We start from the raw sequence: 19755 nt of genomic DNA, 5'->3' as shown, positions 1-19755 counted from the left end.
GTGCCGTGCTCCCCAGTTCGATGCCAGATGGTGTCCGACGTTCTCCGACATGCGGAAGCCTAGAAAGACAAAACCCGCACTTCAGCTCAGAAGTGAGCAAAGTGCGGGCTGCCCGGAAGCCGACTCCCGTGGGCCTGGTCGATCTTGATGCCCCGTCAGCGACGGATCGGGCCGGGCCTGATGCCACGTCAGCGACGGATCGGGCCGGGCCCGATGCTCCGTCGGCGGAGGACGGGCCGGCGCGGGTCTCAGATCGAGGCGGCGAGCGGGGCGAAGGAGACGTCGCCCATGCTGCCCTCGACGAAGATCCGGTTCCAGGTGCCGCCGCCCTTCTCGGGCGCGATGATCTCGTCGAGGTAGATGGCCCGCACGTCGTCGTCCATGCGCATGTGCATGTCGATGAGGTCGTAGTACGCGGTCTCCGACTTCAGGTGGATCAGCCAGTGCGTCCGGTCGGCGGGGCCGAACGCCTCCTCGTAGAGGAAGGAGGAGGCGATGCCCGGCAGCCGGGTGTTGATCGACTCGGTGATCCGGCGGGCGAACATCCGGGCCTCGGCGCGGAAGGCGTACTTGGGCTGGGCCACCCGGTGGATGACCAGTCCGGCGTTCGAGGAGTTCACGGTCTGCTCGGCGGTGATGCCGGTCTGGTGCTGCGCGGGCGCCACCAGCAGGTCCGGGGTGGCCTCGGCGATCGGCGTGCCGTCCGGCAGCACCGCGTCCGTGCCGTACATCCCCCAGCCCTGCGGAATAAGCGCCGTCTCGTCGAACGACGCGTCGAGGAACATCTCCTGCCAGCCCGTCCCCGCGGCGGGACCCTCATTTCCGTCGAGCAGGGCCGTGACGGCGCGGTACCCGCCCAGCGACCGCAGGTGGATCATCCAGTGCAGGCGGTCGCGGCGGCCGAACTTCTCGTCGAAGACGAACACCGTCGCGTCGCCGGCGTACTTGGTGTTCACGTACTCCGCCTGCAGCAGCGCGATCCGGCGGCCTTCGTCGCGGTGCGCCAGCCTGAGCTGGGCGGAGCGCTTCACCACCGCACCGGAGTTGGTCGAGTGCAGGAGCAGGTCCGCACCCACCGAGGTCTGCTGCCGGGCGAGGAACGGGTTCGGGTCGAGCGTCATCTGTACTCCTCGGAGTGGTTCTCGGACGGTTCTTCGGTGGGGTGCGGTGTCCGCCAGGGCCTAGCGGGCCGCGGGAGCGGGGAGGCGCCGGCCCAGGACGTCGGCGGCGCCGGTCATCAAGGTGTCGGCGATCAGGTCGACGTGCCGTGCGCGCCAGTCCTCCAGCGCCGTCCCCCGGACGACGTGGTTGAAGGCGCCGATCGCCGGGCCGCACTGAATCTGGAAGTTCACCCGCTGGGCCGGATCGCCGTCCAGCGCCCAGCTGACGGTGCGGGCGAAGTACCAGCGGAAGACCAGCGCCATCAGGTGCTTGGGCGACCGCTCGGCCTTCTCGACCTCCGCCGCCCGGCCCTTCGCGAGGTGGTGGGCGCGGGTCTCCTGCCACGCCTCGGCGAACGGGCGCTTGAAGTAGGTCTCCTCCACCAGCCGCCGGGTCGCCTCGTCGACGGACTCCCAGCCGTCGTACTGCCGGTACAGCTGGTACAGCTTGTTGCCGCGGGCCGCGAACATGGTGGACTTCCGCACCACCTGGACCCTGGCGCCCAGCTCGAACATGTCGCCGGCGGGCGCGTACGCGGTGTCCTGCACGTCGAGCCCGGCGAGGATGTCCTTGACCGTGTCGGACGTCCCGGCCTCCGGGGAGCACTGGTTGACGCTGCCGGTGAGCACGAAGTCCGCGCCGAGGACGAACGCGGCGGCCACCGCCTCGGGTGCGCCGATGCCGCCCGCCGCACCGATCCTGATGCGGCGTCGGAAGCCGTGGCGGGCCATCGCCGCGTCGCGGTGGCGCATCATCGCGGGCAGCAGCGTCAGCGCCACGCCCGCGTCGGTGTGGCCGCCCGAGTCGGCCTCCACGCAGATGTCCTCGCTCACCGGAGCCTCGACGGCGATGCGCCCCTCCTCGGCCGTGAGCAGCCCCTCCCCGACCAGGCGGTCGACGATCGCCGCGGGCGCCGGGCCCATGAAGGCGGCCGCGACCTCGGGCCGGGAGACCTTGGCGAGCACCCGGTGCGGGACCACCGCCCCGCCCCGGGCGTCGCGGTGCGCGCCGGCGAAGCGGAAGCGGACGACGGCGGGGGTCAGCTGGGTGAAGCCCGCGGCCTCGACGGTGCGGACCCCGTGGCGCAGGTACAGGGCGACCACGCTGTTCTCGTACGAGGGGTCGTCGACGGAGTGCAGCAGGTTCATCCCGTAGGACCCGTCCACCCCCAGGGCCTCCTGGATGCGGAGCAGTTCCTTCTCCACCCGGTCGAGGCCGAGGCCGCCGGCGCCGAAGAACCCCATCAGGCCCCGCTGTCCGAGCCGGATCACCAGGTCGGACGAGGCGATGCCGCGGAACATCGCCCCGGCGAGGTACGCCAGGCGCAGGCCGTACTCGCGCCGGAACTCCGGGCAGCCCAGGTCCTCGGCCCGGAGCGCGGCTCCGGTCTGCGCCGGGGCCGTCGCGGCGGGCGCGGTCGCGGCGGCCCCGGCCGTCCGGTCCTCCCCCGCCGCCGCGGCCCGCCGGGCCGACTGCCAGAGCCCGCTGAGGACCCGGCCCGGGCCGATCTCCTCGACCGTCCCGACACCGTGGTCGAGCAGGTGGCGGGTGATCTCGTGCCAGCGGACGGGGTGGTCGATCTGACGCCCGAGCAACTCGGCGACCTGGCCCGGCCCGTAGGGCGCGGCGGTGACGTTGGACAGCACGGGCACCCGGGGGTCCGCGAAGGTGAACCCGCGCAGGAACCCGGCGAACTCCGTCGCCGCCTCCGCCATGTACCGCGAGTGGAAGGCGGCGCTGACCTTCAGCGGGACGCTGCGCACGCCGTCGTGGCGCGACAGTTCGCGCGACACCTCGCGCAGCACCTCGGTCGGCCCCGACAGCACGAGCTGCGAGGCGGAGTTGACGTTCGCCAGGTCGACCAGCCCGCGGTCCGCACCGGCCATCAGCTCCGGCAGCCGCTCGGCGGGCACGCCCAGCACGGCCAGCATGCCGCCCCCGTCGGCCCGGCCCATCAGGGCGCCGCGGCGGTGCACCAGCCGGACCCCGGTGGCGAAGTCGAAGCAGCCCGCGGCGAACAGCGCGTCGTACTCGCCGAGGCTGTGCCCGGCCAGGAACCTCGGCGCGGGGAGTTCCGGGGCCCGGGCCAACCAGGACAGCGCGTTCACCACGAACAGGGCGGGCTGCGCGAACTCGGTCCGGGTGAGCTCCGCGCCGCCCGTGCGGCACAGCTCCTCGATCGAGTAGCCGAGGACGGCGTCCGCCTGCGCCGTCAGCTCGGGGAAGCGCGCGAAGAGGTCCGCGCCCATCCCCGCGCGCTGCGACCCCTGTCCCGGGAAGACCAGTGCCGTCATCGGTGCTGACTCCTGCCTGCTTGGGCGGAGGTCTCCCACGGGAGCCCCCGGTTGGTGGTGAGGCTCTCGATCCGCTGCCGGGCCACCGGCGAGGCCATCACCCGGGTGAACTCGCGCAGCGCGAACTCCTCGGTCTGTTCGGTGGTGAACCACATGGACCGGACGTACCGCTTGAGCTCGGCCACGGTGACCGGGTCGATCCGGGTCAGCCGGACCAGCAGGCGCCGCAGAGCCTCGTCCGGACGGTCGGTCAACTCGTCGACGAGCCCCCACCGTTCGGCCTCGGCGGCGGCCATCGGCAGGGTGCCGAGCGCCATCGTGTACGCCTTCTGCAGGCCGGTGCGCCGGATCACGAAGGGCAGCACGCAGCACGGCAGCAGACCCCACAGTGCCTCCGGCAGGGCGAAGCTGCTGCGCTCGGTCGCGAGGACGAAGTCGCTCGCGGCGGCCAGGCCGACGCCGCCGCCGGCCGCCCGGCCGTCCACGCAGGAGATCACCACCACCGGGGCGGTGGTGAACCTGCGCATGAGCGCGATGAACGCCTCCCCGCCGGCCGCCTCGCCCGTCGGCCCGCCGGCCGCCGCCGCGCCGAAGTCGAGGCCGGTGCAGAAGACCCCGTCCGATCCCTCCAGCACCATCGCCACGCAGGTCGGGTCCGCCTCCGCCTCGTCGAGCGCGTGCCCGAGCTCGGCCAGGACGGTGCCGTCGATGCTGTTCTGCCGTTCGGGGCGGGCCAGGGTGACGCGCAGCACGGCGGACTCGCGGGTCACCCGCAGGGCCAGGTACGGGCGGCCCGGCGGGGGGCCGGCGGGCGGGGTGGCGGTGTCCACGGGTCCTCCTGTCGTGGGGACGGGTGCGAACGCTGCCGCCGACGGCACCGGAGCCGTTCCCGGTCACACCTTGGCGGCGCGGGCCCGGCGTCGCCGCTCACAATTGAGCAGGTGGCGGGCGGTTCGAGTCGCTCGGCCGGCGGCCGGACGGCCGGTGACGGGCGGTCAGTCGGCCCGGGGTCCGGCCCGGTCGAGGAACTCGCTGAGCAGCGCGGCGAGTTCGTACGGCCGGTCGTGGAACGCGTGGTGCGTCGCCCCGGGCCGTTCGGGGCGCTCGGCCGGCGGCCGGACGACCGGTGACGGGCGGTCAGTCGGCCCGGGGTCCGACCCGGTCGAGGAACTCGCTGAGCAGCGCGGCGAGTTCGTACGGCCGGTCGTGGAGCGCGTGGTGCGTCGCCCCCGGGCCGTTCGGGGCGCTCGGCCGGCGCCGGACGGCCGGTGACGGGCGGTCAGTCCGCCCGGGGCCCGGCCCGGTCGAGGAACTCGCTGAGCAGCGCGGCGAGTTCGTACGGCCGGTCGTGGAACGCGTGGTGCGTCGCCCCGGGCCGTTCGGGGCGCTCGGCCGGCGGCCGGACGACCGGTGACGGGCGGTCAGTCGGCCCGGGGTCCGACCCGGTCGAGGAACTCGCTGAGCAGCGCGGCGAGTTCGTACGGCCGGTCGTGGAGCGCGTGGTGCGTCGCCCCCGGCAGGCGCACGTGCCGCCCGGCGGGGAACCGGCCGATGTCCCGGGCGAGCCGGTCCGGCGCGGCGATCCGGTCGAGCTCCCCGGTGACGGCCAGCACGGGGACGGTCACCCGCTCGGCGTGCGCGAGCAGGTCCCGGGACCAGAAGTCGAGCAGCTGCCGGGCGTACGCGAGGAGGGTGGGTCCGTCGGCGAAGGGGCGGCGCAGGTCCTCGGCGAGGTCCTCGGCCGGCAGGGCCAGGACCTGTTCCGCCCAGCGTCCCGGGTCGGGTTCGGCGGTGAAGTCCGGCCGCTCGCCGAGTTCGCCGCCCAGCATCCGCCGCATCACGTCGGCCAGGACCGGCCGGGCGGTGACGGCGCGGCACATCGCCTCCAGGTTCCGCTCGTAGGCCGTGTCGGGATCGTCCGGCCGGTCCAGCAGCCGGAACGAGCCGTTGAGCAGGACCATCGAGCGCACCGCGCCGGGGTCGCGCCGGTGGAACTCCAGGGCCACCTTCGGCCCGGTGCACCAGGCGAGCAGGTGGCAGTCGGACACGCCCTCGGCGCTGAGCACCGCCCTCAGGTCGGCCACCTGGTCGGCCAGGCGCAGCGGGCGCTCGCGCGGCCCGCACCCGCGCGGCGACCAGGAGATCACCCGGTGGCGGCGGGCCAGCAGGGCGGTCAGCCGGTGCCACGGCCCGAGCCCCATGCCCAGGGCGTTGAGGACGACGACCGGCGGCCGGTGCGGGTCCGGCTCCCCCGCGACCCGGTAGGCGAGGACGCCGCCCAGCACGCCGACCCGCCGCGGCGGCGCCTGCGCGCACCGCTCGGCCTCCTCGCGGAGCCTGCGGTCGGCCTCGTCCCGGCTCCGGCGCACGGCGTCGACCAGGGCGGCGCCGTCGTGGCGGCCGTCCGCCCCGAGCTCGTCCGCGCGGGTGTGCCCGGCGCCGGCGGCGCGGTGCTCCGCCAGCCGGTCGACGGCGGTGAGTTCGGCCTCGTCGTCGACCGTGCGCACGGTCAGCCGGTAGCCGGCGCCGATGCGGGCGGCGAGTGCGTCCGGGTCCGGTGCGCACCGCGCGAGGGTCGTCCGGCGCAGGCGCAGCGGCTGGTGGTCGAAGTACTCGGCGCAGCGGGCCCGCACCTCGGCGGCCGTGTCGTGCACCGCGTCGAGCAGCGCGAGGAGTCGTTCGGTGGCGTCCAACGCGGTCCGTTCCCGGGGGTTGTCGGTGGGCGAGCAGTTCGCGGCCGCCTCAGCCTCCGGTACATCCCGGTACGTCACCGCTCAGAATTGAGCGGCGGTCCGGGCCGTCCGCGCGGTGTGCTGGTCCGCAGCCCGAGGTGCTCGACCCGGAACGTGCCCTTCCCCAAGCGGAATGTTCACGCGCTACCTTTGGGCATGCTCATGGCAACCAGCCTCACGGGGCAGCGGCACCCGTGTCGCAGGCAGGAGTGAAGGAGTACCCACGGCATGACGAATTCCGACCGGGTTCACACCTACCCCTTCGAGGGCCGGGTAAGCGGATTGGACATCCACCCGAAGTTCACCGAGCTCCGCGAGACGGAGCCGCTCGCCAGGGTGAAGCTTCCGTACGGCGGCGAAGGCTGGCTGGTCACCCGTCACGAGGACGTGAAGACCGCCAACTCCGACCCGCGCTTCAGCCGGGCCTCGATCGGTGAGGACACTCCCCGCACCACGCCGCTGGCCCGCCGCGGCGACGCCATCCTGAGCCTCGACCCCCCGGAGCACACCCGCCTGCGCCGCCTGGTGTCCAAGGCGTTCACCGCGCGGCGGATCGGTCGGATGCAGTCCTGGCTGGAGGAGGTCGTCGCCGGCCTGCTGGACGACATGGCGCGCAAGGGCCCGCCGTGCGACCTCACCAAGGACCTGGCCGAGCCGTTCACCATCACGGTGATCTGCCGCCTGCTGGGCGTCCCGTACGAGGACCGCGAGAAGTTCCAGCACTGGTCCGCGGTGATCATGTCCACCACGGCGTACACCCGGGAGGAGGCGGTCGAGGCCGACGCCTCGATCCGCGGCTACCTCGCGCAGCTCGTGGCGGCGCGCCGCACCGAACCGCACGACGACCTGCTCGGCGTCCTGGTGGCCGCCCGCGACGAGGGCGACCGGCTCTCCGAGGACGAGCTGATCACCTTCGGGGTCACCCTGCTGGTGGCCGGCCACGAGACCTCCGCCCACCAGCTGGGCAACATGGTCTACGCCCTGCTCACCCACCCGGACCAGCTGGCGCTGCTCCGCGAGGGGCCGGAGCTGCTCCCCCGCGCGGTGGAGGAGCTCCTGCGCTACGTCCCCCTGGGCAATGGCATCGGCAACGCCCGGGTCGCCACCGAGGACGTCGAGCTGAGCGGCGGCACGGTGCGGGCCGGCGAGGGCGTGCTGGCCGCCGCGGTCAACGCCAACCGCGACCCCCGGGTCTTCGCCGACCCGGACCGGCTGGACATCACCCGGGAGAAGAACCCCCACCTGGCCTTCGGCCACGGCGCCCACTTCTGCCTCGGGGCCCAACTCGCACGCATGGAGCTGCAAGTGGCGATCGGATCACTGCTCGAACGGTTCCCGGACGTGCGCCTCGCCGTCCCGGCCGAGGACGTCGTGTGGAAGTCGGGCGGGCTGTTCCGCGGCCCCGAGCAGCTGCCGATCGCGTGGTGAGCCGGCGATGACCGACACCACCCGCTGGCGGCTGGAGGCCGACCGCCACAGCTGCGCCGGCACCGGCATCTGCGCCGGCATCGCCCCCGACCACTTCCAGGTGGTCGACGGCCGGACCGTCCCGTCGGCCGAGGAGACCCGCCCGGACGAGACGCTGCGCGACGCGGTCGAGTCCTGCCCGATGGAAGCCCTGCGCATCCTCGACGCCGACAGCGGCGAGGTCCTCGCCCCCAGCTGACCGCCGCCCGAGCCCGCCCCAGCATTTTCAGGCCCCGGAATCGCCGAAATGGCAAGTCCGGGGCCCGAAAATGCTGCCCTCGCGCGCCTTCTGCCGCCCCGGAGAACTTTCCGCAGCGGCAACAGAGTTATGCGGCTGACATTTTGCTGACACAAAGACCCATTGCTCACTACACAGCAGGTCGCGCCTGGCGTAGGCTCGCCCCACGATCAGCCGCAAGGGGGGGTACGGCGGCATGTGCCCTGCGCCGGCGCATGCTTTCTGCCGTTGTCGAAAACCAGACGGGAGCACGGGGGAAGCACGGCCGGAAGATTCGGCGGCACACTCCCCGCGCAACCTCCTTCGCTCGGCGTCCGCCCCTTCCCCCTGCCACCCCCACGCGCCGAAATCACGCCAGGAGGATGAACAGTGAGCATGACGTATGCCGTCCCGACGTCCGGCGGCTTCACCGGCCGACTGCGAAATATCCTCACGACCGGCCCACTGATCGGCACGCGCATCGTGCTGGAGAAGAACGACTACGCATACAGCTGCGGCGACACCGACCAGAACATCTACTTCCTGGAGAGCGGGCGCCTCAAAACCGTCATGTTCTCGCGCAGCGGGAAAGAGTGTCTGCTGCGCATATGTTGTCCGGGCGAAATGTTCGGCGAGCAGAGCGGCTGCGGCATAGCCCGCGAGGAGTCGACCATCGCAATGCAGGACAGCGTCATCCTCCGCGTGCCGTACTCGAGATTCCTCAACACCATTACCGAGGAGGGTTTGGTCGGCGATCTCGTCGCCTATCTCTCGCACCGGCTGTTCGAACAGCAGCAGGCGATCACCAATCTGGTGACGGTCGACAGCGAACAACGCCTCGGCACGATCCTCCTCGATCTCGCCGACAAATTCGGAAAGGGCGATCCGCACCACCCGCGCATCGAACAGCGCATCACCCACGAGGAGTTGGCGAGAATGGTCGGCACGACCCGGTCCCGGGTCGGGCTCTTCCTCAAGACCTTTCGATGTAACGGCCTCATCGACATCTCGCAGACGTCCCGCCTGATCATCAACCGGCAGCGCCTCACCGAGTACCTCAACGCCCGGCACGCCTGACCGCCGACCGCGCCCCGTCCGGGCGGCCGGACCGCCCCGACGGCACGCACCTCGGCTCTGTCAACCCAATTTCACGTCAACAGGAGCCCTACGCCATGTGGGACGCACGTTTCGAGTCGGTCATCCGAGGCCATCTTCCGCACCTGCGACCGGAGCTTTCGCTGGAGCCCGATCTGCTGCTCGCGGCCCACGGCCTCGATTCCATGGGAACGATCGGGCTGATCACCGCACTGGAATCCGAGTACGCCCTCACCCTGCCCGACGAGGCCGTGACACCGGCCAACTTCGTCACCGCCCGGACGGTCTGGGACACGCTCCGGCCCCTCATCCCCGCGACCGGCCCGGAAGCGGCCGCCGGCGGGACCGCGTGAGTGCCCCGCGGGGGCAGGGCGTCAAGCCCCTGCACGCGTGGTTCCTCGATGGCCTGGCCGTCAACCCGGACGGCCCCGCCCTGCGCCTGAACGGCCGGTCCTGGACGTACACGGAACTCCACCGTGCGGCGTGCGACTGGGCCGGAGCGCTGATCGCGGGCTGCGGCGGACGCCCGCGGCGGGTCGGCGTCCTGGCCTCCAAGACCGAGGAGGCCTATCTGGGCTTCCTGGCCGCCCTCTACGCGGGGGCCACCGCGGTGCCGCTCGGCCCGGAGTACCCGGTCGAACGGAACCGGGCCGTCGTCGCGGCGGCCGGCCTGGACGCGATCGTGGTCGACCCCGCCGGTGCGGCCCAGGTCGCCGACCTCGCCGCCGCCGCCCCCGTCCGGGTCTGCCTCACCGGCTCCGCCGAGGTCGCCGCCGCCCTGCGGGAGTCGGCCGCGCTCGACGGCGCCGCCGTCGTCACCCCGGACGGGAGCACACCCGCCGAACCGCTGAACGACGGGGTGGACCGGCTCGCGTACATCCTGTTCACGTCCGGCTCCACCGGCCTGCCCAAGGGCGTGCCGATCCGGCACGGCAACATCGGCGCCTTCCTCACGGCCGTGCTGCCCCGCTACCAGATCGGGCCGCGGGACGTGTTCAGCCAGGTGTACGAGCTGACCTTCGACCTGTCGATGTTCGAGGTCTGGGCGGCTTGGGCGTCCGGGGCCTGCCTGACCGTCCTCAACCGCGTCCAGGCCCTGGCGCCGGAACGGGTCGCCGTCCGCCAGGGCATCACCTTCTGGACGTCCACCCCCAGCCTGGCGGCCGCCGTGCAGAGCCGCGGCGTGCTGCCCGCCGGGGCGCTGCCCGGCCTGCGGTACACCATGTTCTGCGGCGAGCCGCTGCCCGTGGAGACCGCCCGCCACTGGTCGTCGCTCGCACCGAACGCGGTGATCGACAACCTGTACGGCCCGACCGAGCTGGCCGTCGCCTGCACCGGCCACCGCCTGGACCCGGCCGACGCCGCCGGACCGGACCGGGCGGTGCCCATCGGGCGGCCGTTCCCCGGGGTCCGCCACCTGCTGCTGGAGGACGGTGAGGTGTCCGGAACGGTCGGCGAGCTCTGCGTCGCCGGCCCCCAGCGCTTCGACGGCTACCTCGACCCGGCCAACGACGCCGGACGGTTCGTCGACCTCGACGGCGAACGCTGGTACCGCACCGGGGATCGGGTGCGGCAGGACGGCGCCGGCCTGGTGCACCTGGGCCGGACGGACGGCCAGGTCAAGGTGCGCGGCTACCGGATCGAGGTCGGCGAGGTCGAGCGGGCCGTCCGCCGGGCGGTGCCCGGGCTGGACGCGGCGGTCTTCGCCGTCCCCGGCCCCGGCGGCGAGGTGCTGGCGGGGTTCGTGATCGGCCGGGCCGAACTCGACGCCGCCGCCGTCCTGAAGCAGCTGGCCGAGCTCCTGCCGCCCTACATGCTGCCCGGGCAGCTGTGGCCGCTCGCCGCCGCTCCGCTCAACCCGAACGGCAAGATCGACCGGATGGCGCTGCGGGAGGAGGCGGTCCGCCGGCTGGCCGGCCCGCACCGGCCGGCCTGACCGGACGGCTCCGGCAAGGACGACGAGGAAGGCCCGCCGGATTCGGCGGGCCTTCCTCGTCGTGCTTCGGGCCGGCGTTCCGGGCCCGGCGCCGGCGTTCCGCTCAGTCGGCCGCGCCGACCTCGGCCTGCGCGGGCCCCTCCGTCAGGTCGCGCAGCGAGGTCATCGCCCCCACCACCGACCGGGTCCAGGCGTGCCGGGGCGCGCCCAGCACCTGGGCGACCGCGCCCTCCTCGCAGACGCCGCCGCCGTCCAGCACCAGCACCCGGTCGGCGCTCCTGGCGACCACGCCCAGGTCGTGGGTGATCAGCACGACCCCGAGCCCGAGCTGTCGCCGCAGGCTCTCCAGCAGCTCCAGGATCTCGGCCTGGATGCCGACGTCGAGGCTCGCGGTGACCTCGTCGCAGAGCAGCACCTCGGGCGCCGCCGCGAGCGCCCGGGCGATCGCGACCCGCTGCCGCTGGCCGCCGGACATCTCCCCGGGCAGCCGCCCCGCCCACTCCGCGGGCAGCCCGACCAGTCCGAGCAGCCGCACCGTCTCGGCCGCGGCGGCCGCCCGGTCCAGGCCGCGCAGCACCCGGGCCGACCTCGCGATGGCCTCCCCCACCCGGCGGCGCGGGTTCAGCGAGCCCACCGCGTCCTGCGGCACCAGCTGCACGCTGCGGCGCTGGGCCGGCGTGCGGCGGCGCAGGTCGGGCGGCATCGGCTCGCCGTGCAGCAGGATCTCGCCGCCGTCCGGCCGGTGGTGGCCGCTGACGCAGCGGACCAGCGTCGTCTTGCCGATGCCGGAGGCGCCGAGCAGCGCGACGCACTCGCCGCGGCCGACCCGGAACGACACCCCGGACATCGTCGGGGCGTCCCGTCCCGGGCCGCGGCCGTGCCCGGCCCGCAGGCCGCGCACCTCCAGCAGGGCCCGGTCGTCGCCGGGGTCCGCGGAGGCCTCCGGTCCGGGCGGCGGCTCCGGTGCGGGCGTCCGTCGGCCGGCCTCGGCGATGTCGGGGACGGCCCGGACCAGCGCCCGGGTGTAGGGGGCGGCCGGGCGCGACAGCGTCCGCAGGGTGGGGCCCTGTTCGACGAGGCGGCCGGCCCGCAGGACGACGAGCCGGTCGCAGAGCCGGGCCGCGGCCGGGAGGTCGTGGGTGATGAAGACCAGGGTGAGGCCGCGTTCGCGGGCCGGCCGGTCGATCTCGTCGAGCACCAGGCGCCGGGTGAGCACGTCGAGGCCGGTGGTGGGCTCGTCGAGCACGGCCACCGCCGGCTCTCCGGCGAGCGCCCGGGCGAGGGCGAGCCGCTGCTGCTGGCCGCCCGACAGCTGGTGGGGGAAGCGACGCCGGAACTCGGCGTCACCGGGCAGCCCGACGGCCTCCAGCCGCCGTCGGACGCCCTCCGCGGAGCGGTCCGGGGCGAGTTCGGCGATCTGCCCGCCGACCCTGAGGGTGGGCGTCAGCGCCGAGGCCGGGTCCTGGGCGAGGTAGGTCAGGGTCCGCCGGCGGACCGCCCGCAGCCGGGAGCCCTTCAGCGCCAGCATGTCGTGGCCGTCGACGCGCACCGATCCGGAGCGCACCGCCAGCCCGGGCCGCAGCGCTCCGAGCAGGGCGAGCGCCAGGGTCGTCTTGCCGGAGCCGGACTCCCCCACGATGCCGAGCGACTCGCCGCGTTCCACGGTCAGCGTGAGGTCCTCGACGACGGCCCGGCCCGCGCGGTCCACGACGGTGAGTTCTGCGATGTCGATCACGACGCGCCCTTCGCGGCAAGCCGGTCGAGCAGCAGGTTCGCCGCGACCGTGAGGACGGAGATGCCCAGCGCCGGAACGGCGACCCCCCAGGGCACCAGGGTGACCCCCTCCATGTTCTCGCTCACCATCGCCGCCCAGCTGGGGGTGCCGGGCCCGAAGCCGAGGAAGTCCGCCGACGCCGTGAGCGCGATGGCGACCGCGAGCCGGGTGCCGGCGTCGGCGAGGACGGGCTGGAGGATGTTCGGCACGATCTCCCGGACGACCACGGACAGCGGCCCGTCGCCGAGCGCCACGGCCTGGTCGACGTATCCGGTGCGCACCACCCTGGTCGTCGCGGCCCGGGAGATGCGGGAGACGAACGGCACCCCGGTCGCCGCGACGGCCAGCAGCAGCGTCCCGGCGCTGTAGCCCAGGCCGTGCAGCAGCGCCAGCAGGACGACGATCGGCGGGAGCGCGAGCAGCAGCGAGTCCAGCCAGGTCATCACGGCCGCGACCCGTCCCCCCAGGTAGCCCGCCAGCACGCCGAGCAGCGTGCCGACCACGGTGGTCAGGACCGTCGCCACCAGCGGGACGACCACCAGCGGGCGTCCGCCGGCCAGGAACCGGTCCCAGACGTCCCGGCCGATGGCGTCCGTGCCGAGCGGCAGGCCGGGCCCCGGCGGCGAGTAGGGGCCCGCCACGGCCAGCAGCACCACGGCCAGGGCCGGCAGCCAGAGCAGGCCGGTCAGGACGCGGCGGAGCGGGCCCGGGCCCGGCGGCCTCGGAACGGACGGCCGCACCGCGGCGGCGGGGGCCTCGGTCGCGGTGTCGGTCATCGCGCCACGCTCCCGTGCGGATCGGCCACCAGGTCCAGCAGGTCGGCCAGCAGCAGGCTGACCACCACCGCGCCGGAGAGCAGCAGTCCGATGCCCTCCAGCACCGCCGTGTCGTGGTTGACCACGGCGCTCACCAACGGGGCGGACAGCCCCGGGTAGTTGAAGACCCGCTCCACCACGGCCGTGCCGCCGACCAGCGCACCGGTCAGCCAGGCGAAGGCCTGCAGGCACGGGCCGATCGTGGTCGGCAGCAGGTGCCGGAACACCACCCGGTGCTCCGGGAGTCCCGCCAGCCGGGCGCTCTCCACGTGCGGCGACCGACCGGCTTCGACGACGGACGCCCGCACCATCCGGCTCGCCCAGGCCGCGGAGAACAGCGACAGCGCCGCGACCGGCAGGACCAGCGCGGCCGGGTCGTCCAGCGGCGATCCGCCGAGCGGCACCAGCGACACCGCGGGCAGCACGCCCAGCGCCGAGGCGAACACCAGGACCAGCACGCTCGCGGTCACGAACTGCGGGATCGAGACCAGGGCCACCGCGCCCGCCGACAGCAGCCGGTCCAGCGCGCTGCCGGGCCGCAGACCGGCCAGGACGCCCACCGAGGTGGCGACCACCACCGTCACCAGCACCGACAGCACCACCAGCAGCAGCGTGTCGAGCAGCGGGTCGGTGACCAGCTCGCCGACGGGCCGGTGGCTGACGGTGCTGGTGCCGAGGTCGCCGTCCAGGGCGGAGCCCACCCAGTCCAGGTACCGGAGCGCCAGCGGCCGGTCCAGGCCCAGTTCGGCGCGCATCCGCGCGATCTGCCCGGCGTCCGCCCCGCCGCCCAGCGAGGCGGCGGCGGCGTCGCCGGGCAGCACCTCCGCGGCCAGGAACAGCAGGGCGGAGGCCGTGAACAGGGTGCCGACCGCGCCCGCCAGCCTGCGTGCCATCAGCCTCGGAAGCCGGAGCGGGGCGCGGCCGCCGCTCACGAGGACGCCTTGGCCCAGGTGAAGACCGGGATGGACTGGCTGAACACCACGTCCCGCACGCCGGCCACCGACGCGTCCACCACTTCCTGGAAGCCCCACAGCAGGTCGCCGCCGTGCTCGTACAGGTCGCGCTGGATCTCGACGAAGCGCTGCTCGCGCGCCTTGTCGTCGACGGTCGCCTGGGCCTCGTCCAGCCGCTTCCAGTGCTCGTCCGCGAGACCGGTGACGTTGAAGAAGGCGTCGCGGTTGGTGAGCGCCGACAGGTGCACCGCGGCCGGCCGGTTGGTGTAGTAGAAGGTCTGGAAGGGGATCGACGACAGGCCCTTCAGATCGGCGTAGTAGGTGTCGGCGGGCACCACGTCGACCGTCAACTTGACGCCGGCCTCGTCGAGTTGCTGCCCCAGCAGGCGGGCCGCGCCGGTGAAGCCGGCCACCGTGTCCGCCGCGTGGAGGGTCAGCTTCGAGACGCCCGCCTCGGCGAACAGCCGCTTCGCCTCCGCGACGTCGCGCCGCCGCTCCGCCAGGCCCGCGTAGCCCGGCAGGCCCTTGCCGACCACGTCGTCGCCGGTGACGCCCATCCCGTCGAGCATGTTCGCCGCCAGCGCCCCGCGGTCGGCGGCGAGCCGGACGGCCCGGCGGACCCGCGGGTCGTCGAACGGCGCGATCCGCTCGTTCATCGCGAAGGACAGCGCGTTGGAGTTGGCGACCCCGCCGCGGTGCAGCTCGATCGCCCGGTTGTCGCGCTCCGCCTTGGCCGCGGTGGCGGTGATGCCCATCGCGTAGTCGATCTGCCCGCTCTTGAGCGCGCTCATCCGGGTGGCCGCGTCGGCGATGGAGACGAGCTCCAGCGTCCCGAACGCGGGACGGCCGCCCCAGTAGCCCTCGTAGGCGGTCATCCGGACGTTCTTGCCGTCCTGCGCGGCGAGCCGGTACGGGCCCGAGCCGATGCCCTTGGAGAAGTCGGTCGTCCCCTCGGGGAACACCGGCGAGAAGACCACCAGCACCGACTCCCGGAAGTCGCCGCGGGGGCGGCGCATCGGGACGGTGAGCGTGGTGGCGTCGAGCACCTTGATGCGGTCCACGTCCACGTCGGCGTAGACGGTCGCCCGCTTCGAGGGCGGGACGGCGAGGGTGCGCAGGCTGTACGCGACGTCCTGGGCGGTCACCGGGCGGCCATCGTGGAAGGTCGCCCGCTTGCGGATCCGGATCGTCCACTCGGTGGCGTCCCGGTTGGCCTCGACGGACTCCGCCAGGCCCAGCTCGTACGCCCCGCCCTTCAGGTACATCAGCGAGTCGTACAGGTGGTAGAGGATCACGTAGCTGGCGCCGAACCCGGCGGTCCGCGGGTCGATGCTCACGGAACCCGAGGCGTCCGCGGCGCCCACCCGCAGCCGGTCGGTCGAAATGCCCTTGCCCGCAGCGGACTTGGCGCTGTCCTCGGCGCCGCAGCCGGTCAGCGCCGCAAGGCCGCTCAACGCGACTCCGGTCACGGCCCCCAGCTGAAGGACACCGCGTCGGCCGAGACTGTTACTCGTGGGCATCGCGTTCTTCTCCACATGGTCGATCGGCGTGGGGCAGGCAGAACCCACTTGGCGATGACCGAGATTGCTCGAAACGCCTCGACCGGTCTGCTCAAATCTGATCACCGTGCGCGGGCGGCCGGGCGGAACATGTGCACATCAAGCGCCCCCTTCCGTGGGGCACACCTGCACCTGAGCGAACGCGAGGGACCCGGTGCGACAGCGACCCGGCCGCGGCCGGAGGCCGACCGTCCCCGGAGGGCTCTCGCCGAAGGAGACTCCGCCATGCCCCAGACCTCGGCCTCGGACCGGCCCGGGACCAGCCGCCTCTTCACCCCCGCCATGGCCGCCCTCCCGGACACCGGCCACGAGCTGCTGCACTCCGGCAACGCCGGGCTGATCATCCACCGCGTCGGCCAGCTCCGGCACGAGTTCCGCAACGAGGGCCGCGCGTTCGCCAGCGACCTGGTGTCCGCTCTCAACAAGCCCGTGGCGGACGTCGCCAGCGTGCTCGTCTACGAGGAGATCCTCGGCCGGGTGGACCGCCTGCACTGGATGATCCACATGCGGATGCCCAACGACTACAGCCGCTTCCTGCACGTCGCCGACCACGACAAGTCCTTCAAGGAGGTCACCGAGACCGACCGCCTCGCGGACCGCGACGGCGGCAACTGGGAGCGCATGTACGTCGAGGGCTCGTTCCAGGAGCGCGTCTACGTCCCCCAGCACGGCCTGTCCCACGACGGCCAGGACGACCACGCCCCGGCCACCTTCGTCCCGCCGGCCATGCACCAGACCGGTCTGCCCGCCGACCGCCTGCGGCACTCCGCCGACACCGGACTGACCATCATCCGCACCGCCCAGACCAAGTTCGAATTCCGCAACGAGGCCCGCGAGTTCGCCTTCGAGTGGGCCCGCCACGTCAACCGCGCCCTCGCCGGCGACGTCACCGCGTACCTCTTCGAGGAGACCTTCGGCCAGCAGGACCGCATCCACTGGATGCTCCACCTCGACAGCCTGGACAGCTACCAGCGCCTGCTCGAACTGAAGCACCGGGACGCTGCTTTCCAGAAGATGCTCACCACCGAGTTCGTCCCGGCCCGCAAGGGCGGCGGCACCTGGGAGCGCACCTTCGTCGACGCCGGCATCCACGACACCGTCCTCACCCCCCTGCACAGCGGCACGCCCATCGGCTTCTGACCCCGCACCCGCCACCCGTGCGCCGCAGCCCACCCGGGGTGCGGCGCACGGCAGGATCGGGGGCGGAGGGTTCTCCGCGGCCGTTCAGAAGAGTCGCCAGTGGCCCTCGGAGACGATCTCGACGACCCCGTCGGCGACCTTGACGGCGGTCTCATCGTCGATGGCGTAGGCCGGGTTCGGCAGGGCGGCGGCCCAGCGTTCGGCGTCGGCCATCGAGTTCTCCGGCAGGGCCGGGTGGTCCAGGTGCGGGAAGAGGGAGAAGTCGACGAGGCCCAGGGTCTCGTCGGTGCCGGTGGGCGACGTCCATTCGACGAAGTCCGGCCCGATGCGGGGCGTCATCACCATGCTGCCGGCACTCAGCCCGACCCAGACCTTGTCGTGCAGGGAGGGGAGCAGCTCCGCCAGGCCGGACCGGCGCATCCAGTGGCACAGGTACAGCGCGTCACCGCCGTTCGCGAGCAGGACGTCGGCCTGCTGGACCCAGGGCAGCCAGCGCTCCGCGCCGATGCTGGGCAGGGCGGTGAGCTCCAGGACGCCCATGGACCTCCAGCCGAGCTCGCACATCGGGGTGGTGGACCGCCCGGTGATGAAGCGCCAGGCCCCGGCCGGGCTCCCCATCGGGTGTCCGTAGCCGGCGGTGGGGATGCACAGGGCGTCGGCCTCCTCGACGGGCTTGCCCAGGAGGTCGACCAGGGCCTGCCGGATGCTGGGGTTCTTCACTCCGGCGGAGGTGAGGAGCAGTTTCACGATGCCTCCGGCGCAGGGGCGGCAGCCCCTGCGGATGAGGTGCTGGAGCCCGCCGCGGCGGCGGGCGACCGGGGATCGGTTCCGGGTCACCAGCAGTGTGGCACGCGGGAGTTGACGGTTCGTACGGCGTGCCGGGCGGTCGGCGGCCCCCGCCGTGCGCGGGGGCCGCCGGTGCTTCACCGCGGGCCGGTCACTTCCGGTTCGCGTGGACGGAGGCGGCGTCCTGGATCTTCTTCCAGGACTTCGGTTCCGCCGGCGGCTGCCCGGCGCTGCGGTCCGCGGCCGCAGCGGCGGCCGCCGTCGCCGTGCCGCCGTTCGGGACCGGGCCGACGGGCGGCTTGGCGGGGGTGAACAGCCAGGTGTTCAGCAGGTCGCCGAGGCTCCGGCCGGAGATCCGCTCGGCGTACGCCTGGAACTCCGGGATGGTGGCGTTGCCGTAGCGGCGCTCGGTGGGCCAGCCCTTCAGGATCCGGAAGAACGTGTCGTCCCCGACGGTGTTGCGGAGCGCCTGGATGGCGACCGCGCCGCGGTGGTAGACCGCGATGTCGAACTGGTTCTCGTCGCCCGGGTCGCCGGGCTTGACGGTCCAGAACGGGTCGTCGGCCGGGTGCGAGGCGTAGATGTAGTCGGCCAGTTCCTGCGCGGTGCCCTCGTTCTCGTGCTCGGACCAGAGGAACTGCGCGTACTGGGCGAAGCCCTCGTTCAGCCAGATGTCGCTCCAGCGGGAGAGCGAGACGCTGTCGCCGTACCACTGGTGGGCCAACTCGTGGACGACGACCGAGGTGTTGGACCCCCGGGCGAACATTCCCTGTCCGTAGAAGACCCGGGTCTGGGTCTCCAGGGCGCCGCCGGCCTGGAGGTTGGGGACGAAGCCGCCGACCGAGCTGAACGGGTACTCGCCGAAGTAGCCGCTCAGCCAGTCCACCAGCTCGCCGGTGCGCTCCACGCTCGCCCGGGCCGCGGCCGCGTTGTCCCCGAGGTCCTTGCTGTAGGCGTTGTAGACCGGCACCCCCTTGGCGGTGACGTCCCGGGTGACGTCGAACTTCCCGATCGCGAGAGCGGCCAGGTAGGTGGCCTGCGGCTTGTTCTCGCGCCAGCTGAAGCGGGTCCAGCCCGCCTGCGAGCTGGTGCCGGTCAGCACCCCGTTGCTGACCACCTGGGTGCCGTTCGGCACCAGCACCGAGACGTCGAAGGTCGCCTTGTCGCTCGGGTGGTCGTTGCTCGGGAACCACCAGCCGGCCGACACGGGCTCGCCGGCCACCACCGCGCCGTCCGGGGTGCGGCGCCAGGCGCTGTAGCCGCCGTACTTCTCCACCGTCGACGGCACGTCCTTGTAGCGGACCACCACGGTGGCCTGGGACCCCTTGGTCAGCGGCCGGGCCGGGGTGATCTCCAACTCCTGGTCGCCGCTGGTCGCGAAGGTCGCGGGCCGCCCGTTCACCAGGACCTCGGAGACCTTCAGCGCGAAGTCGAGGTTGAACCGGGAGAGGTCCTGGGTGGTCGTGGCCAGGATGGTGGCGGTGCCCTCCAGTTCGTCGGTGGCGGGCTGGTACTTCAGCCGGATGTCGTAGTGCGAGACGTCGTACCCACCGTTGCCGAGCGTGGGGTAGTACGGGTCCCCCACGCCGTCCGCCCCCGGCTGGAAGCCGGAAGCCGAGGCGGGGACGGCCAGGAGCAGGCTCAGGGCACTGGCAGCAGAAACGATCAACCTCTTGCGCACGTGGTCCTCCAGGGATCACCGGAACGATCGGGTCGGATCGATCCCTGTCCCGGCAAACCCGCGCCCACTCCCTAGTCCTGGGAACTTCATGAGAAAAATACGTCCGCACGACGCCCGCGCGGACCCGCCGGATCGATTATCGGAC

The 19755-nt window shown here is 73.2% G+C and carries 16 protein-coding genes; 6 read left to right on the top strand and 10 right to left on the bottom strand.

Annotated elements, in window-relative coordinates; translation table 11 throughout:
- Positions 1-248 precede the first annotated feature (248 nt).
- The 4 genes from CG736_RS14395 to CG736_RS14380 all read right to left on the bottom strand — a co-directional run bounded on the left by CG736_RS14395 (position 249) and on the right by CG736_RS14380 (position 6226).
- Positions 249-1121 (bottom strand): DUF6039 family protein, encoded by an 873-nt coding sequence (locus CG736_RS14395; protein ID WP_100586602.1) that lies wholly within the window; start codon positions 1119-1121, stop codon positions 249-251.
- Positions 1122-1181: 60 nt separating this feature from the next.
- Positions 1182-3455 (bottom strand): ACP S-malonyltransferase, encoded by a 2274-nt coding sequence (gene fabD, locus CG736_RS14390; protein ID WP_100586601.1) that lies wholly within the window; start codon positions 3453-3455, stop codon positions 1182-1184.
- Positions 3452-4285, bottom strand: coding sequence for an enoyl-CoA hydratase-related protein (locus tag CG736_RS14385; RefSeq protein ID WP_198520500.1), 834 nt, complete (start codon positions 4283-4285; stop codon positions 3452-3454). Before CG736_RS14385 ends, fabD begins: the two co-directional genes overlap by 4 nt.
- Positions 4286-4876: 591 nt before the next feature.
- The gene (locus CG736_RS14380; RefSeq protein ID WP_100586600.1) at positions 4877-6226 is read right to left on the bottom strand and encodes an alpha/beta fold hydrolase; all 1350 of its coding nucleotides are present in this window, start codon (positions 6224-6226) and stop codon (positions 4877-4879) included.
- Positions 6227-6415: 189 nt separating this feature from the next.
- Between CG736_RS14380 and CG736_RS14375 the strand changes: the two genes are divergently transcribed.
- The 5 genes from CG736_RS14375 to CG736_RS14355 all read left to right on the top strand — a co-directional run bounded on the left by CG736_RS14375 (position 6416) and on the right by CG736_RS14355 (position 10902).
- Entirely contained in the window at positions 6416-7615 is a 1200-nt protein-coding gene (locus CG736_RS14375; RefSeq protein ID WP_100586599.1) for a cytochrome P450, read from the top strand.
- A 7-nt stretch (positions 7616-7622) separates the two neighbouring features.
- Positions 7623-7853: a ferredoxin gene (locus tag CG736_RS14370; protein WP_100586598.1), complete on the top strand. Its 231-nt coding sequence runs from the start codon at positions 7623-7625 to the stop codon at positions 7851-7853.
- A gap of 414 nt (positions 7854-8267) precedes the next feature.
- Positions 8268-8948: a Crp/Fnr family transcriptional regulator gene (locus CG736_RS14365; protein ID WP_157815580.1), complete on the top strand. Its 681-nt coding sequence runs from the start codon at positions 8268-8270 to the stop codon at positions 8946-8948.
- A 95-nt stretch (positions 8949-9043) separates the two neighbouring features.
- On the top strand, positions 9044-9319 hold the full coding sequence (locus tag CG736_RS14360) for an acyl carrier protein (protein ID WP_100586596.1): 276 nt from the start codon (positions 9044-9046) through the stop codon (positions 9317-9319).
- The gene (locus CG736_RS14355; protein WP_198520499.1) at positions 9316-10902 is read left to right on the top strand and encodes an AMP-binding protein; all 1587 of its coding nucleotides are present in this window, start codon (positions 9316-9318) and stop codon (positions 10900-10902) included. The genes CG736_RS14360 and CG736_RS14355 overlap by 4 nt, the downstream gene beginning before the upstream one ends.
- 103 nt (positions 10903-11005) lie before the next feature.
- Here the strand turns inward: CG736_RS14355 and CG736_RS14350 are convergent, their stop codons facing one another.
- From CG736_RS14350 to CG736_RS14335, 4 genes are read right to left on the bottom strand one after another with little or no spacing between them, the layout of a single operon-like run.
- Entirely contained in the window at positions 11006-12637 is a 1632-nt protein-coding gene (locus tag CG736_RS14350) for an ABC transporter ATP-binding protein (protein ID WP_100586595.1), read from the bottom strand.
- Positions 12634-13452, bottom strand: a complete 819-nt coding sequence (locus CG736_RS14345) for an ABC transporter permease (protein ID WP_100586594.1) — start codon at positions 13450-13452, stop codon at positions 12634-12636. Before CG736_RS14345 ends, CG736_RS14350 begins: the two co-directional genes overlap by 4 nt.
- Entirely contained in the window at positions 13449-14384 is a 936-nt protein-coding gene (locus tag CG736_RS14340; RefSeq protein ID WP_100586593.1) for an ABC transporter permease, read from the bottom strand. The genes CG736_RS14345 and CG736_RS14340 overlap by 4 nt, the downstream gene beginning before the upstream one ends.
- Positions 14385-14419: 35 nt before the next feature.
- On the bottom strand, positions 14420-15913 hold the full coding sequence (locus CG736_RS14335) for an ABC transporter substrate-binding protein (RefSeq protein WP_198520498.1): 1494 nt from the start codon (positions 15911-15913) through the stop codon (positions 14420-14422).
- A gap of 315 nt (positions 15914-16228) precedes the next feature.
- Between CG736_RS14335 and CG736_RS14330 the strand changes: the two genes are divergently transcribed.
- The gene (locus CG736_RS14330) at positions 16229-17143 is read left to right on the top strand and encodes a DUF6039 family protein (protein ID WP_100586592.1); all 915 of its coding nucleotides are present in this window, start codon (positions 16229-16231) and stop codon (positions 17141-17143) included.
- An 84-nt stretch (positions 17144-17227) separates the two neighbouring features.
- Here CG736_RS14330 and CG736_RS14325 read toward each other — a convergent pair whose 3' ends face one another.
- On the bottom strand, positions 17228-17890 hold the full coding sequence (locus tag CG736_RS14325) for a Type 1 glutamine amidotransferase-like domain-containing protein (RefSeq protein WP_043907640.1): 663 nt from the start codon (positions 17888-17890) through the stop codon (positions 17228-17230).
- 190 nt (positions 17891-18080) lie between these two features.
- Positions 18081-19610, bottom strand: coding sequence for a M1 family metallopeptidase (locus tag CG736_RS14320; RefSeq protein ID WP_100586591.1), 1530 nt, complete (start codon positions 19608-19610; stop codon positions 18081-18083).
- Positions 19611-19755 lie beyond the last annotated feature (145 nt).

Origin of the sequence: Kitasatospora sp. CB02891 (assembly GCF_002803145.1) — a bacterium.
Taxonomy (GTDB): domain Bacteria; phylum Actinomycetota; class Actinomycetes; order Streptomycetales; family Streptomycetaceae; genus Kitasatospora; species Kitasatospora griseola.
Note: the sequence above shows the minus strand (reverse complement) of the source record. Positions and strands in the feature narration are given on the sequence as shown.